We start from the raw sequence: 14,561 nt of genomic DNA on the forward strand, positions 1-14,561 counted from the left end.
GCCGCGGCTCAGATCAACCCGAGCTCCCGCCCCGCCCGCTCGAAGGCGTCCAGCGCGCGGCGCAGCAGCTCGGGCGTGTGCCCTGCCGTCACGATGGTGCGCACGCGGGCCTTGCCCCGCGGCACCGTGGGGTAGGCGATCCCCAGCGCGAAGACCCCCAGCTCGAAGAGGCGGTCGGAGAGGCGCATCGCCAGGGTTTCCTCGCCCACGAGGATGGGCGTGATCGGCGTCTCGCTGCGCCCGGTGTCGAAGCCCAGCTGGCGCAGCCCCTCTTTGAAGAGGCGCGTGTGCTCCCACAGGCGGGCGATGCGCTCCTCCCCCTCCGGCTCCTGGACGTAGCGCACCGCCTCCAGCGCCGCCGCCGCCACCGCCGGCGGATGCGACGTGGAGAAGAGCAGCGGCCGCGCCCGGTGCACGAGGAAGTCGATGAGCGCCCGGCTCCCCGCGACGTAGCCGCCCAGCCCGCCAAAGGCCTTGGAGAGCGTCCCCACCTGGATGTGCACCCGGCCGTGCAGCCCGAAGTGGTCGACCGTGCCGCGCCCCTGCCGCCCGACGACGCCGCTGGCGTGGGCGTCGTCGACCATCATGATGGCCCCGTGGGCCTCGGCGGCCTCCACCAGCGCCGGCAGCGGGGCGATGTCCCCGTCCATGCTGAAGACGCCGTCGGTGATGAGGAGCACGCGCCGGGCGCCGCGGGACTCGGCCAGCAGCCGGCGCGCCGCCTCCACGTCCCCGTGCGGGTAGATCTTCTTGGTGGCGCCGCTCAGGCGCGCGCCGTCGATGATGCTGGCGTGGTTCAGCTCGTCGCTGACGATGACGTCCTCCCGGCCCAGCAGGGCCGCCACCGTGCCGGCGTTGGCGGTGAAGCCCGACTGGTAGAGCAGGGTGGCCTCGGTGTGCTTGAAGGCGGCCAGTTCCGCCTCCAGGAGGCGGTGGATCTCCAGGTTGCCGGCGATGGTGCGCACCGCGCCGGGCCCCACCCCCAGCGCCTCCACGGCCCGCACCGCCGCCGCCTTCAGGCGGGGGTGGTTGGCCAGGGCCAGGTAGTTGTTGGAGCAGAGGTTGATGACCTGGCGCCCGTCGTAGGTCGCCACCGGCTCCTGCGGGCCGCTGAGCACGCGCGGCCAGCGGAAGAGCCCCTGGCGGCGCAGCGCCTCCAGCTCGTCGTCGAGGAAGGCCAGCGGATTGGTCACCTGGGTGGCCATGGTGTCATCGCCTCCTGCCGGTGTGCGACGCGGGCACCGCACGCCCCCCGGGGGTCTCAGGCGCCGCAGGGGTCGCCCCCTCACGAGGCTCTCGGACCTGGCGCACGCGGTCAAGGGCTGCCTGGTGAACCCGGGCACGTACGCCCCGACCGGCCCGGGACGTGCCCGATCGGGTCGAAGGGCTACAGCTCGGGCCCGGCCGCGGCCACCTCCGCCGGGACCTGGTCGCGGAAGGCGGCGAAGTTCTCCCGGAACATCCCCGCCAGGCGCCGCGCCTGGTGGTCGTAGGCCTCCGGGTCCGGCCAGGTGCTGCGGGGGTCGAGTACCTCCGGCGGGACCCCCGGGCACGTCTGCGGCACCGCCAGCCCGAAGACCGGGTCGGTCCGGAACGCCACGCCCTCGAGGGCCCCGGTGAGGGCTGCCCGCACCATCGCCCGCGTGTAGGCGATGGGTATGCGCCGCCCCTGCCCGTAGGGGCCGCCGGTCCACCCCGTGTTCACCAGCCAGGCGGTAGCGCGGTGCCGGACCATGCGCTCGCCGAGCATGGTCGCGTAGACCGTGGGCGAGAGCACCATGAAGGGCGCCCCGAAGCAGGTGCTGAAGGTGGCCTCCGGCTCGGTCACCCCCTTCTCCGTCCCCGCCACCTTGGCCGTGTACCCCGAGAGGAAGTGGTACATCGCCTGGGCCGGGGCGAGCCGGGCGATGGGGGGGAGCACGCCGAAGGCGTCGGCGGTGAGCATGACGATGGTCCGGGGGTGGCCGCCCACCCCGTCGAGCTTCGCTCCGGGGATGTGCCCGAGCGGGAAGGCGGCGCGGGTGTTCTCCGTGAGCGAGTCGTCGTCCAGGTCCACGGCCCCGGTGAGGCTGTCGTACCCGACGTTCTCCAGGATCGTCCCGAAGCTGTGGGTGGCCGCGTAGATCTGCGGCTCCGCCTCGGCGGAGAGGTGGATGACCTTGGCGTAGACGCCGCCTTCGAAGTTGAAGACGCCGCGCTCGCTCCAGCCGTGCTCGTCGTCGCCAATCAGCCGCCGCTCCGGGTCCGCGGAGAGCGTGGTCTTGCCGGTGCCGGACAGGCCGAAGAAGATGGCCACGTCACCCGCCGGGCCCTCGTTGGCCGAGCAGTGCATGGAGAGGACCCCCTGGCGCGGCAGCAGGTAGTTGAGCACGCTGAAGATGGACTTCTTGATCTCGCCCGCGTACTCGGTCCCGCCGATGAGGACGAGGCGCTCCTGGAAGTTCATCACGATGAAGACCTCCGAGCGCGTCCCGTCCTCCTCGGGGACGGCGTGGCAGCGCGGGGCGTGGAGGACGGTGAAGGCCGGCACGTGCCCGGGGAGCTCCTCCGGCTGCGGGCGGATGAACATGGTCCGGGCGAAGAGGGCGTGCCAGGCGCTCTCGCTGATCACGCGGATGGGCAGGCGGTACTCGGCGTCGGCCCCGACGAAGCAGTCCTGGACGAAGAGATCCCGCCCCTCCAGGTAGGCCCGCATGCGCCGGTGCAGGCTGTCGAAGTGCGCCACCTCCAGCGGCCGGTTCACCTTCCCCCACCAGATGTGCGCCTCGCTGGTGGGCTCGCGGACGATGAAGCGGTCGTTGGGGGAGCGGCCGGTGTGGTGGCCGGTGCGCACCACCAGCGGGCCCCCCTGGGCCAGCCGCCCCTCGCGGCGGCGAATCGCCTCCTCGTAGAGCAGCGGGGTGGTGAGGTTCCAGTAGACGTTGGCGTTGCGGATGCCGTGCCGCTCCAGCCCGTAGGCGCTGCGGCGGGCGCCCAGCGTCTCCATTCCCTATCCCTCCACGGTCAGGATCACCTTGCCGGCGCGCCCCTCGGCCAGGAGGGCGAAGGCCTCGGCGAAGCGCGCCAGCGGCAGGCGGTGGGTGACCACCGGGCGGATCTCCAGGCCGCGGGCCAGCAGGGCGGTGGCCTGCTCCCACGTCTCCCAGATCCGGCGCCCGTAGATGCCGTGCAGCCGTGCCGCCTTGGCGATGACGTCCCTGGCCAGGTCGACTTCCACGGGGCCGGCGGGCAGGCCCAGGAGGGCGACGAACCCGCCCGGCCGCAGAGCGTGCAGGCCGTCGCGCAGCCCGGCCGGGTGTCCCGACATCTCCAGGACGATGTCGACGCCGTGGCCGCCTGTGGCGGCGCGCAGCCGTGCGGGGACGTCGTCGGCCGCCGGGTCCAGCACCAGATCGGCCCCCAGCTGCCGGGCCAGCGCCCGCCGCTCCGGTCGGACGTCGGAGGCCGCCACAAGGGCGGCACCGGCCAGGCGCAACACGGCGATGGCCATGAGGCCGATCGGCCCGCACCCGATTACCGCCACGGCGCGCCCCACGGGATCCGCCGCCAGCGCGCTATGCACGGCGTTTCCCAGCGGGTCCATCACCGCCGCCACCTCCACCGGCACGCGCTGCGGGTCGAGCCGCCAGGCGTTCCGGGCGGGCAGGACCACGTACTCGGCGAAAGCCCCGTCCCGGTCCACCCCCAGCACCTGGAGGCGCTCGCAGATGTGCTCCCTCCCGCCCCGGCACTCCCGGCAGGCGCCGCAGGCCAGGTGGGACTCTCCGGCGATGAAGTCGCCCACGGCCGGGGACGTCACCCCTTCCCCCGTGGCGACGACCGTGCCGCAGAACTCGTGCCCGACGATGACCGGGGGGCGCAGCCGCCCCGCCGCCCAGGCGTCCCAGGTGTAGATGTGCAGGTCGGTCCCGCAGATTCCCCCGGCCGCCACCCGTACCAGTACCTCCCCCGGGCCGACCGGAGGGACCGGGACCGTGCGCAGAGCCAGCCCGGGCTCGGGGGCTTCCTTGACCAGGGCGCGCATGCTCGTGGGCAGGGCAGCGGAGACGGTGGTCCCGGCGCGCGGCTCCGGCTGCAGCGGCATCGTGGGACGTGCCGCGGAGCGGATCACGGGCACCCTCCCCCAGGCCGCGGCGTAGGCCGGCGGGGTGTTACGCGGCCGTTACCTCCTCGTGACGGACACGCGACGCGGCGGCAGGATGCTAATGCTACGGGCGCCAACTGCACTATGGGGGCCCGGGAAAGGGGTGTCAAGATGCGTATCGTGATGCTTCTGGTGGCCGTCGCAGGCCTCCTGTGGCTCGTTCCCGCCGCCTCCGCAGATTACCACACCGGGGGCGCCCCGGCAGGCGGGGGCGCGGAGGCCCAGCTGCGCACCGCCATCCAGCACTCCAAGGAGCTGGCCGCGGGGGCGGCGGCGCTCTCGGGGATCCAGACCCACCTGCAGCACGTCGTCAACTGCCTGGAGGGCAGCGGCGGGCGCAACTTCAAGGCGGCCGCGGGCCATCCCTGCCAGGGGATGGGCAACGGCTTCCTCACTGACGCCCGGGACAAGCCCGGCGCGGTGCTGCTCGCCCGCCACGCCAACGAGCTCGCCGTCGACCTGGTGACGGGGCGGATCGACGTGGCCACCGGGCAGGCCGGGGCCCGAGCGGTGGCGGCCACGCTGGAGGAGGCGATGAAGCTCCTGCGGTGATGGTCTTCGTCCACCCGCAGGTCGTCCACTTCCCCATCGCCCTGTGGGTCGTGGCCACGGTCTTCGACCTGGTGGCCCTGCGGAGCCGGCGCGACCTCTTCCCGGCGATGGCTTTCTGGCTGATCGGGCTGGGGCTGGTGGGGGCGGTCCTGAGCGTGCTCTCCGGCTGGCGGGACCTGCTCGCCGCCGAGGCCTCGGGGGTGGGCACCGCCCTGCGGCAGCAGCACGCCCTCCACCAGGCCCTGGCCTACGGCGCCACCGCCGCCTACCTCGTCGCCTTCCTGGTCCGGTGGCGCCGTCCGGGGCGGGCCCGCTGGACGGTCCTGCTCACCGTCCTGGGGGCGGTGCTGGTCGGCATCGCCGGCTTCGTCGGCGGCGAGCTGCGGCGTGTCATGTAGACCGGGCTGGGGGGCCGGGCGTGGCCAGGATCCTGGTCGTCGACGACGAGCCGCACATCGTCGAGCTCGTCCGCTACAACCTGGAGCGGGAGGGCTTCGAGGTCCTCACCGCCGGGGACGGCCGCGAGGCCCTCCGCCAGGTGGGCGAGGGCGCCCCCGACCTCGTCATCCTCGACCTGATGCTGCCGGAGGTCGACGGCTTCGAGGTGTGCCGCCAGATCCGGGGCACCTCCGCTGTCCCCATCCTGATGCTCACCGCCCGGGGGCGGGAACTCGACCGCATCGCCGGGTTCGAGCTGGGGGCGGACGACTACGTCACCAAACCCTTCAGTCCGCGCGAGCTGGTGGCCCGGGTGCGCGCCATCCTGCGCCGGGCCGGGCGTGAGCTGCTGGGAGCGCAGGCGCCGCTGCAGGCCGACGGGCTGCGCCTGGACCCGGCCACGCGGGAGGTCTCCCTGCACGGGCGCCCGGTGGAGCTGACCGCCAAGGAGTTCGACCTGCTGGCGCTGCTGATGCGCCACCCCAACCGCGTCTTCACCCGCGACTTCCTCCTGGAGCACCTCTGGGGGCACGATTACTTCGGCAGCACCCGCACGGTGGACATGCACATCAGCCGGCTGCGGGAGAAGATCGAGGACGACCCCGCCGCCCCCACCTTCATCCAGACGGTGCGCGGGGTCGGCTACAAGTTCAAGGCGCCCGTGCGTCCCGGCCGGTGAGGCGCGCCATCCGCTTCAAGCTCATCGCCACCTACGTGGGGCTGGCGGCGGTGACGCTGGCCCTGGTCCTGGTAGTGGTGCTCGCCGTCCTGCAGCGCCGCTACCTGGAGACCTACGCCTACGTCGTCTCCACCCAGGCCCGCCTCATCGCCACCATGCTCACCGAGGGGGCCGGGGCCATCCCCCCCGACCAGCAGGAGGCGCTGGCGCAGCAGTTCCGCTGGCGCCCCGACGTGGTCATCGCCCTGCTGGACGCCCACGGCCGCGGGCCCACCGTCCCGCCGGGGGCACCGCCTCCCCCCGAGGTCGGCCAGGCCCTGGCCCGCCCCGACCAGCCGGCGTACGCGGTACGGGACGACCCGCGCACCGGGCAGCGCCGCGTCTTTGCCGCGGCGGCCATCGGTCCGCGCGCCCGCCCCACCGGGGTCGTCCACGTCTCCGCGCCGGCGGTATGGGTCCAGCGCCAGCTGCGGCGCCTGCTGCCGGCGTTCGGTGGGGCGCTGCTCTTGGGGCTCGGGGCGGCGTGGGTGGTGGGGGCGCGGCTGGCCCGCAGCCTGACCGACCCCATCGAGCGCCTCACCCGCGCCGCCGAGCGCCTGCGCGAGGGGGACCTCGACGCCCAGGTGGCCATCGACAGCGACGACGAGATCGGCCGGCTGGGCCGGGCCTTCTCGGCCATGGCGGCCCGCCTGCGGGAGACCATCGAGGGGCTGCGGGCGGAGCGGACGACGCTGGCGGCCATCCTCACCAGCATGCAGGACGGGGTGATCGCCACCGACCGCCAGGGGCGGCTGCTCCTGGTGAACCGCGCCGCCGAGGAGCTGCTGGGCCTGCCGTCCGGCGCGGCGGTGGGTGCGGCGGCGGCCGACCTGCTGCCCGCGCCGCTGGTGGCCATGCTGGCCGAGGCGGCCACGGCGGCGCGGGTGGGCGCGACGGAGCTGCAGCGCGAGGACCGGGTGATGGAGGTCCACTGCGCGCCCATCTGGCGGGGGGATGGCGGCACCGGGGAGGCCGCCAGCGGGTCCCCCGGGGCCGGGACCGCCGGCGGGCGCACGGGAGCGGAGGCGGCCACGGCGGAGGCGGTCACGGGCGCCGTGGCCGTGGTGCGCGACGTCACCGAGCTGCGGCGCAGCGAGCGGCTGCGCCGCGAGCTCACGGCCAACGTCTCTCACGAGCTGCGCACGCCGCTCACCTCCATCAAGGGGTTCGCCGAGACCCTGCTGGCCGGGGCGATGCGCGACGAGGCCACCGCCCGGCGCTTCCTGGAGATCATTGATGCCGAGGCCAACCGGCTGGTCAAGCTGGTCGACGACCTGATGGACCTCAGCCGCCTGGAGGCCAGGGGGGCGGCCCTCGAACTCGCGCCGGTAGACCTCCCCGCGCTCGTGGAGGAGACGGTCACCCGCCTGCGGCCGCTGGCCGGGTCGCGGCGCCTGGAGGTCCACCCCGGCACCGGGTCGGTCACGGTGCTGGGCGACCGCGACCGCCTGGCGCAAGTGCTGACCAACCTGATCGACAACGCCATCAAGTTCACACCGGAGCCGGGTCGGGTGGAGGTGGCCTGGCGGCGGCAGGACGGGACCGTCGTCCTGACGGTGCGGGACACCGGCCAGGGCATTCCCCCCGCCGACCTCCCCCACATCTTCGAGCGCTTCTACAAGGCCAACCGCTCGCGGAGCGCCGCCACCGGCAGCGGGTTGGGGCTGGCCATCGCGCGCCACATTGTGGAGGCGCACGGCGGCCGCATCACCGTGCAGAGTCGCGAGGGCGCCGGAACCACCTTCACCGTCGTTCTCCCCCGCGTGCCGGAGGAGGAGCGGGCAGCGGCCGAGGAACAACGGACGCGTCCCACCTGACGGCCGCCCGGTCGGCGGCACGGCTCGTGGTGGGGCGGCGGCGCGGGACTCCCCCCTACCCGCCCAGGTAGGCCCGGCGCACGTCCTCGTTTTCCTGCAGGGCACGGGCCTCCCCGGCCAGGACGATCTCTCCCGTCTGCAGCACGTAGCCGCGGTGGGCGATGGTCAGGGCCATGAAGGCGTTCTGCTCCACCAGGAGGATCGTGGTCCCCTGGGCGTTGATGTCCCGGATCGTTTCGAAGATTTGCTCCACGAGGATCGGCGCGAGCCCCATGGAGGGTTCGTCGAGGAGGAGGATGCGCGGCCGGGCCATCAGGGCGCGGCCAATGGCCAGCATCTGCTGCTCGCCCCCCGAGAGGGTGCCGGCGACCTGGTTGATCCGCTCCCGCAGGCGCGGGAAGAGGGCGAAGACGCGTTCCATGTCCTCCCGGATGGCCGCCCCGTTGGCGCGAGCGTAGGCGCCCATCTCCAGGTTCTCCCGCACCGTCAGCCGGGCGAAGATGCGCCGCCCCTCGGGCGCGTGGGCCACGCCCCGGTAGACGATCTCGTGCGGGGGCAGGTAGTCGATGCCTTTCCCTTCCAGCAGCACCCGCCCCCGCCGCGGCCGCAACAACCCCGAGATCGTCCGCAACGTCGTGGTCTTCCCGGCCCCGTTGCTGCCGAGCAGTGCGACGATCTCGCCCGCGTCCACGCTCAGGGAGACCCCCTTCAGGGCATGAATGTGGCCGTAGTAGACATGCAGGTCCTGCAGCTCCAGCAAGGCCATCAGCCCACCGCCGGCCGCTCCGCCAGCCGTTGCCGCGTCCCCAGGTAGGCCTCGATCACCCGGGGGTCACGCTGCACCTGCTCGGGGGATCCTTCGGCGATCTTCTGGCCGTAGTCCAGCACCGTGACCCGCTCGGAGATGCCCATCACCACCCGCATGTTGTGCTCGATGAGGAGGATGGTCAGGCCCAGCTCCCGGCGCAGGGTGCGGAGGAACGTCATCAGCCCCTGGGCTTCGGCCGGGTTCATCCCCGCCGTGGGCTCGTCGAGCAGCAGCAGGCGGGGCTCGGAGGCCAACGCCCGCCCGATCTCCAGCCGCCGCTGGTCCCCGTAGGGGAGGTTCTTGGCCAGCTCATCCCCCCGGCCCTGCAGCCCCACGAGCCCCAGGAGCTCCTGCGCCCGGGCCAGCGCCTGGGCCTCTACGCGATGGAAGCGGGGCGTGCGCAGGAGCACGTCCACCGTGGAGAGGTGGAGCCGGCTGTGCATCCCCACCAGGATGTTCTCCAGCACCGTCATGTTCCCGAAGAGGCGGATGTTCTGGAACGTCCGACACATCCCCAGCCGGGTGATCTGGTCCGGGCGCAGGCCCACGAGCTCCCGGCCCCGGAAGCGGACCGACCCCTCTTCCGGCCGGTAGACGCCGGTGAAGACGTTGAACAGCGTCGTCTTCCCTGCCCCGTTGGGCCCGATGATGGAGACGATCCGGCCTTCCTCCAGGACGAAGTCCACCTCGTTGAGGGCCACGAGGCCGCCAAAGCGTTTCGTCACCCCGCGGCACTCCAGGATGACGCCCATCAGCCCACTCCAGCCTCCACGGTCGTCTCGGCGGCGCGCCGCTGAGCCTCCTCCAGTTCCATTCGCCGTCGCCGAGACGGGATGATGCCCTGCGGGCGGAAGATCATCATCAGGATGAGGATGATCCCGAAGACCATGCGCTCGTACTTGGCCGGTTCCAGCTGCGGCGGGAGGTTGGCCAGGTTGTAGCCCAGGATGGTCACGCCCGCGTTCTTCCAGGCGTTGAGCGTCAGCGAGAACTGCTTGAGCACCTGCAGGTTCAGAATGGTGACCGTCGTGGCGCCCAGGATGGCGCCCGGGATGCTGCCCATGCCGCCCAGGATCACCATGGCCAGCACCCCGATGGACTCCAGGAACGTGAAGGACTCGGGGTTGATGAAGTACTGCTTGGAGGCGAAGATCACGCCCATGGCCCCGGCAAAGGAGGCGCCGGCGGCGAAGGCCAGCAGCTTCATCCGCACCAGCGGCACGCCCATGGCGATGGCGGCCTCCTCGTCCTCCCGGATGGCCTCCCAGGCCCGGCCGATGTGGGAGTCCTTGAACCGCTGCGTGACCAGGATGACCAGCAGCACCACTACCAGGACGAGGAAGTAGAAGTAAACGGGGTAGACCGCTGCCGGGGAGGCCTGCACCCCCGCCAGCCGCAGGACCCACATCACCGGTTCGATGGCCGGACGGGTGATGGGGGTGATCCCGATGGGCCCGTTGGTCAGGTTGATGGGCTTGTCCAGGTTGTTGGCCAGCACGCGGATGACCTCGCCGAAGCCTAGCGTGACGATGGCCAGGTAGTCGCCGCGGAGCCGCAGGACGGGCAGGCCCAGCAGGACCCCCGTGATCGCGGCGAGCACGACGGCGAGGAGGAGGAAGACGAAGAACCACCACCCGCCCAACGGCAGGATGGCGTCCAGGGCCGGCCAGGTCTTCAGCAGCTGTGGCGACCCCAGGATGGCCCAGGAGTAGGCCCCCACGGCGTAGAAGGCCACATATCCCAGGTCCAGGAGACCGGCCAGCCCGACGACGATGTTCAGGCCCAGCGCCAGGGCCACGAAGATGCCCACCTGCGTGGCCACCTCCAGGTAGAAGCCGTTGCGCAACCCCAGCAGCGGCATCAGGAGCCCCAGAGTGACCAGCACGGCGGCCCCCTTAAACCAGCGCGGCACCTCGGCGGCGAAGATGAGCAGCAGCGAGACGAGGAAGAGCAGGAAGAAGAGCAGCGAGCGCGGCGTGTTGGCCACCAGCAGGCTCGTGCCCAGGATGTAGCCCGTGAGCAGGCCCATGGCCAGCGGCGGCCGCTGCAGGAGGGCGCGCAGCCCGGTGGGGGCGGCGGAGAGGGCCTCGTTCCTCATGGTCGGCACGCGCCCACGGTCACCCTCAGGCCTTCTCCCGCACGACCTCGCCCAGCAGGCCCCGCGGGCGGAAGACGAGGATCAGGATCAGCACGCTGAACGCGAAGATGTCCTTATACTCGGCCCCGAAGGCTCCGCCCGTGAGCAACGACATGTAGGAGGCGGCGAAGGTCTCCAGCAGGCCCAGGACGACTCCGCCCAGCATGGCCCCGGGCAGGTTCCCGATGCCGCCCAGCACGGCGGCGGTGAAGGCCTTGATGCCGGGGATGAAGCCCGTGTAGGGGTTGATGGTGCCGAACTGCACGCCGAACAGCGCTCCCGCCGCCCCGCCCATCATGCCGCCGATCAGGAAGGTCAGGGAGATCATGCGGTTTACGTTGATGCCCATCAGCTCCGCAGTGGCCTGGTCCTCCGCCACGGCCCGGATGGCCGTCCCCAGCTTTGTCCGGGTAACGAAGAGGTTCAGGCCGACCAGCATGAGGAGCGAGGCCAGGATGATGACGAGCGACTTCACCGAGATCTCGACGCCACCCGTCAGCCCCACCCGCAGGTCGAAGAAGGCGATGGTCGGGTAGGTGCGGTAGAAGGCGTTGTGCCAGAGGGACTCGATCAGGCGGATGAAGTCCTGGAGGAAGAATGAGACGCCGATGGCCGAGATCAGTGGGACCAGCCGGGGAGCGCCGCGCAGGGGGCGGTAGGCCGCCCGCTCCACCACCACCGCCAGCCCGCCGCTGATGACCATGGCCATGGCGATGACCAGCAGGAGGAGCATCACGGGCGGGATGGCCGTCAAGGCCCCGACCGCCTGCAGACTCAAGAGGACCTCCGCTCCCACGAAGGCGCCGGTGACGAAGATCTCGCTGTGGGCGAAGTTGATCATCTGCAGGACGCCGTAGACCATGGTGTAGCCCAGGGCGATCAGGGCGTAGACGAACCCCAGCGTGAGCCCGTCTACGAGGACCTGGGGGAAGATACCGATGAGGATATCCCATTCCATGTCCCGTCGCCCCGCTCGCGGTGTCGGCCTACGTCCTCATGGTCCTACGTCCTCATGGTAGCGAAGATCGCCCCGGGCACCAGAGGCCGGGGTGGTCGGAGGGGCCGGGCGACAAAACGGGGAGCGGGACGTGCCCGCTCCCCGTCTCCTCACCACGGCATGCCCGGGACCGATCCGCGCCGCCCTCCTTTACTTCTTCTTCAGCGGCGGCGGGTTGATCCGGAGCGTCTTGACCAGCCGGTTCTGCCCCCACTTCGCCGGGTCGGCCGACTCGATGCGGATGACGAAGTAGGTCGCCGGAGTCGGGTCGCCCTTCTCGTCAAAGGTGTAGGTCTGGGTGAGGCCCTTGAAGCCCCGGATCTTGCGCACCTCGTTGGTGACCTGCAGCCGCGTGGGCTTCTTCCCGCCGGCGGCCTTGACAGCGTTGGCGATGGCCGTCAGGCCGATCCAGCACGACTCGTAGGCCTGGACGGCGAAGGGCTCGGGGTCCGCCCCGAAGCGCTTCTTGTAGTCGGCCGCAAACTTGGCCGCCCCCGGGTAGAAGGAAGCCGGGCCCGCCACCGTCGTGTAGTGCATACCGACGATGGCCTGACCGGCGATCCGCGCCAGGTCGGAGGAGTCCATGCCGTCGGGCCCCAGGAACTTGGCGGTGATACCCTTGGCGCGGGCCTGCTTGAAGAAGACTCCCGCCTGGTTGTAGATCCCGCCGAAGTAGATCAGCTCCGGCCGGCGGGCGGCGATGGGCGTGAGGATCGGGTCGAAGTTGGCCGTCTCCTCCGTCCCTTCGAAGCCCAGGATGCGGATCCCGTTCTGGGGGGCGAACTGGCGGAAGAACTCCGCCACGCCCTGGCCGTAGGCGGTCTTGTCGTGGATGACGTAGGCGCTCTTGACCTTCAGGTCCTTGCCGGCGAACTCCGCGCCCACGCGGCCCTGGACGTCGTCACGGCCCACCACCCGGGTCACGTTGCGGTACCCGCGGTCGGTCACCACCGGGTTGGTGTTGGCCGGCGAGATCATGGCCAGGTCGTTGTCTTTGTAGACCTCGCTGGACGGGATGGCCACGCCGGAGTTCAGATGGCCCACCACGAGCAGGATGTCGGGGTCGGTGACCAGGTTCTTGGCGTTGGCCACGCCCACGTCCGGCTTGGCCTGGTCGTCGAAGGGCACGAGCTGCACCCGCCACCCGGGCAGGATCTTGGCGGCCTGCTGCTCGATGCAGAGCTGCGCGCCGTTCTTGATGGCCGTCCCCAGCACGGACTGCCCGCCCGACAGGGGGCTCTGGGTGGCAATCTTGATGACGTTCTGCTGGGCCCCCACGGGTCCCTGTCCGGCCACCAGGAGCACCAGCATCGTCAGGACGGTCGCCAGCACAACCGGGACTCGTCTGATCCGCATGCAGCCTCTCCCCTCCTCTCTCCTCATCACGACGTCGTCAACACGTGAGGCTCCCTGCAGAGGCTCCGACCAACCACCGTGGTGTGGGCCGCCCCAGCCCCGGCCTCACGGGCCTCCCTCACCTCCTCGTCCAGGGGCCAGACCCTCGGCCCGGCCCCCTGCGTGCCCTACCATAGCAAAAATCCAGGGATACGCAGAACGCGCAACTGAAAGTGTTCGCCGGGTCTCCAGAGCTTCCCTGCTCTCGCCGACGCCTCGCACTGCTGCGGGGCGTGCCGGCCGGGGCGTCAGGAACGCAGGGCCTGGAGCTGGCTCCGGATGTCCCCCAGCTCCTCCGTGATCTCCTGCATGGAGTCCCGCAGGGTCGCCAGGGCCGGACGGTCGCTGGCCACGCGGCCGTGCGCCATGTCGTCGAGGATCTCGACAACGGCGGCTGTCCGCCGGGTGGCGAACTCCAGCTCCTCCACGATGCCGGCCAGGCTGGGGGTGGCCCCGGGAGTCCCCGGGCGCCCAGGCGTGATCCCCCGCCCCACCGCCATCCCCAGCAGGAAGGCCACGACCAGCCCCCCTGCCATCGGCTTTCTGGGATCCATCAGGACTCACCCCCGGAGCCCTCGAGCTCCACCTCCCACCCTACGGCATCGGAGGCGGCGCGCCGAAGGGCTTCCGCCCCCACCACCACGTCCAGGACGGCCGTTCCCACCGATTTGAAGAGCGTGATCTCCTCCGGCCGGGTGCGCCCGGGCCGCACCCCCGTGGCGACCTCACCGAGCTCGGCGTGGATGCGCTCCGGGGCGAAGTGCCCCTCGGCGATGGCCAGGAGCAGGTCTCCCGCCTCGGCCAGGGCGGCTGCGCGCGACTCCACGACCACCGCAGCCCGCGCCACCAGCGCTCCGTCCACCTCGCGGGTCTGGGGGGTGAAGGCGCCCACCGCTGTCACGTGGCACCCGGGCGCCACCGCCCCGGTGGGGACGACCGGCGTGGGGCTGGTGGTGGCGGTGATGACCAGGTCGGCGCCGCGCACCGCCAGCTCGGGGGACGCCGCGGCCAGGATGGTCGCCCCGCCGGTCCAGGGCTGGGCGGCCGCCCAGCGGACGAAGGCCGCCGTGCGCTCGGGGTTACGGCCGACCACGCGCACCTGGGTGAGCGGGCGGACGGCGAAGGCCGCCTCCAGCTGCGTGCGCGCCTGGGCGCCGGTGCCGAAGAGGGCGGCGATGTGACTGTCGGGCCGGGCCAGCAGGCGTGCGGCCAGGCCCCCCGCTGCGCCGGTCCGCAACGCGGTGAGGCTCGCCCCCTCCAGGAGGCCGAGCGGCCGCCCAGTGGCGGCGTCCTGGATGAGGACCAGCGCGGTGATCGTGGGCAGCCCCCGGGAGGGGTTCTCCGGGAAGACCGTCACGGCTTTCACACCCAGAGCGCCCAGCGGCGGGACCAGGGCGGGCATGTAGAGGGCCGTCCCGCCGTCCGCGGCCAGGTGGAGCCGGGGCGGCACGAGCGCCCGCCCGGCCGAGAGGTGGATGAGGGCCTCCCGGACGAGCTCGATGGCGTCCGCCATGGGCACCAGACGCCGCAGGTCCGCAGCCGTGAGGAGGCGCAC

The 14,561-nt window shown here is 72.0% G+C and carries 14 protein-coding genes; 4 read left to right on the plus strand and 10 right to left on the minus strand.

Annotated elements, in window-relative coordinates:
- Positions 1 to 8: 8 nt before the first annotated feature.
- The 3 genes from RB146_06875 to tdh form a co-directional block, all read right to left on the minus strand.
- The gene (locus RB146_06875; GenBank protein ID MDQ7828700.1) at positions 9 to 1,205 is read right to left on the minus strand and encodes a glycine C-acetyltransferase; all 1,197 of its coding nucleotides are present in this window, start codon (positions 1,203 to 1,205) and stop codon (positions 9 to 11) included.
- Between the two features lie 182 nt (positions 1,206 to 1,387).
- Positions 1,388 to 2,986 carry a phosphoenolpyruvate carboxykinase gene (locus tag RB146_06880; GenBank protein MDQ7828701.1) on the minus strand — a complete coding sequence of 533 codons (1,599 nt, stop codon included), beginning with the start codon at positions 2,984 to 2,986 and terminating at the stop codon, positions 1,388 to 1,390.
- Between the two features lie 3 nt (positions 2,987 to 2,989).
- On the minus strand, positions 2,990 to 4,111 hold the full coding sequence (gene tdh, locus RB146_06885; GenBank protein ID MDQ7828702.1) for an L-threonine 3-dehydrogenase: 1,122 nt from the start codon (positions 4,109 to 4,111) through the stop codon (positions 2,990 to 2,992).
- 165 nt (positions 4,112 to 4,276) lie between these two features.
- On the opposite strand from tdh, the gene RB146_06890 reads away from it, so the two are divergent.
- From RB146_06890 to RB146_06905, 4 genes are read left to right on the plus strand one after another with little or no spacing between them, the layout of a single operon-like run.
- Positions 4,277 to 4,696 (plus strand): hypothetical protein, encoded by a 420-nt coding sequence (locus RB146_06890; GenBank protein ID MDQ7828703.1) that lies wholly within the window; start codon positions 4,277 to 4,279, stop codon positions 4,694 to 4,696.
- A complete protein-coding gene (locus RB146_06895; GenBank protein MDQ7828704.1) occupies positions 4,696 to 5,094 on the plus strand; it encodes a DUF2231 domain-containing protein in 399 nt (132 codons plus the stop codon). The genes RB146_06890 and RB146_06895 overlap by 1 nt, the downstream gene beginning before the upstream one ends.
- A gap of 20 nt (positions 5,095 to 5,114) precedes the next feature.
- Positions 5,115 to 5,813 carry a response regulator transcription factor gene (locus tag RB146_06900; protein ID MDQ7828705.1) on the plus strand — a complete coding sequence of 233 codons (699 nt, stop codon included), beginning with the start codon at positions 5,115 to 5,117 and terminating at the stop codon, positions 5,811 to 5,813.
- Positions 5,810 to 7,669, plus strand: coding sequence for an ATP-binding protein (locus tag RB146_06905; GenBank protein ID MDQ7828706.1), 1,860 nt, complete (start codon positions 5,810 to 5,812; stop codon positions 7,667 to 7,669). The genes RB146_06900 and RB146_06905 overlap by 4 nt, the downstream gene beginning before the upstream one ends.
- Before the next feature lie 55 nt (positions 7,670 to 7,724).
- Here RB146_06905 and RB146_06910 read toward each other — a convergent pair whose 3' ends face one another.
- The 7 genes from RB146_06910 to RB146_06940 form a co-directional block, all read right to left on the minus strand.
- Entirely contained in the window at positions 7,725 to 8,435 is a 711-nt protein-coding gene (locus tag RB146_06910) for an ABC transporter ATP-binding protein (GenBank protein ID MDQ7828707.1), read from the minus strand.
- The gene (locus RB146_06915; protein MDQ7828708.1) at positions 8,435 to 9,229 is read right to left on the minus strand and encodes an ABC transporter ATP-binding protein; all 795 of its coding nucleotides are present in this window, start codon (positions 9,227 to 9,229) and stop codon (positions 8,435 to 8,437) included. The genes RB146_06910 and RB146_06915 overlap by 1 nt, the downstream gene beginning before the upstream one ends.
- On the minus strand, positions 9,229 to 10,575 hold the full coding sequence (locus RB146_06920) for a branched-chain amino acid ABC transporter permease (protein MDQ7828709.1): 1,347 nt from the start codon (positions 10,573 to 10,575) through the stop codon (positions 9,229 to 9,231). The genes RB146_06915 and RB146_06920 overlap by 1 nt, the downstream gene beginning before the upstream one ends.
- 25 nt (positions 10,576 to 10,600) lie before the next feature.
- The gene (locus tag RB146_06925) at positions 10,601 to 11,572 is read right to left on the minus strand and encodes a branched-chain amino acid ABC transporter permease (GenBank protein ID MDQ7828710.1); all 972 of its coding nucleotides are present in this window, start codon (positions 11,570 to 11,572) and stop codon (positions 10,601 to 10,603) included.
- 189 nt (positions 11,573 to 11,761) lie between these two features.
- On the minus strand, positions 11,762 to 12,967 hold the full coding sequence (locus RB146_06930; GenBank protein ID MDQ7828711.1) for a branched-chain amino acid ABC transporter substrate-binding protein: 1,206 nt from the start codon (positions 12,965 to 12,967) through the stop codon (positions 11,762 to 11,764).
- 287 nt (positions 12,968 to 13,254) lie between these two features.
- Entirely contained in the window at positions 13,255 to 13,542 is a 288-nt protein-coding gene (locus tag RB146_06935; GenBank protein ID MDQ7828712.1) for a hypothetical protein, read from the minus strand.
- A 17-nt stretch (positions 13,543 to 13,559) separates the two neighbouring features.
- Positions 13,560 to 14,561, minus strand: coding sequence for an ornithine cyclodeaminase family protein (locus RB146_06940; protein MDQ7828713.1), 1,002 nt, complete (start codon positions 14,559 to 14,561; stop codon positions 13,560 to 13,562).

Source organism: Armatimonadota bacterium (genome assembly GCA_031081585.1).
Classification (GTDB): domain Bacteria; phylum Sysuimicrobiota; class Sysuimicrobiia; order Sysuimicrobiales; family Humicultoraceae; genus Geohabitans; species Geohabitans tengchongensis.

What these genes read in the sequence shown, in the direction of transcription:
- RB146_06915 (MDQ7828708.1), bottom strand. Translation starts at nt 9,229, where the DNA reads ATGGGCGTCATCCTGGAGTGCCGCGGGGTGACGAAACGCTTTGGCGGC.
- RB146_06880 (MDQ7828701.1), bottom strand. Translation starts at nt 2,986, where the DNA reads ATGGAGACGCTGGGCGCCCGCCGCAGCGCCTACGGGCTGGAGCGGCAC.
- RB146_06935 (MDQ7828712.1), bottom strand. Translation starts at nt 13,542, where the DNA reads ATGGCAGGGGGGCTGGTCGTGGCCTTCCTGCTGGGGATGGCGGTGGGG.
- RB146_06875 (MDQ7828700.1), bottom strand. Translation starts at nt 1,205, where the DNA reads ATGGCCACCCAGGTGACCAATCCGCTGGCCTTCCTCGACGACGAGCTG.
- RB146_06930 (MDQ7828711.1), bottom strand. Translation starts at nt 12,967, where the DNA reads ATGCGGATCAGACGAGTCCCGGTTGTGCTGGCGACCGTCCTGACGATG.
- RB146_06920 (MDQ7828709.1), bottom strand. Translation starts at nt 10,575, where the DNA reads ATGAGGAACGAGGCCCTCTCCGCCGCCCCCACCGGGCTGCGCGCCCTC.
- RB146_06910 (MDQ7828707.1), bottom strand. Translation starts at nt 8,435, where the DNA reads ATGGCCTTGCTGGAGCTGCAGGACCTGCATGTCTACTACGGCCACATT.
- RB146_06925 (MDQ7828710.1), bottom strand. Translation starts at nt 11,572, where the DNA reads ATGGAATGGGATATCCTCATCGGTATCTTCCCCCAGGTCCTCGTAGAC.
- RB146_06895 (MDQ7828704.1), top strand. Translation starts at nt 4,696, where the DNA reads ATGGTCTTCGTCCACCCGCAGGTCGTCCACTTCCCCATCGCCCTGTGG.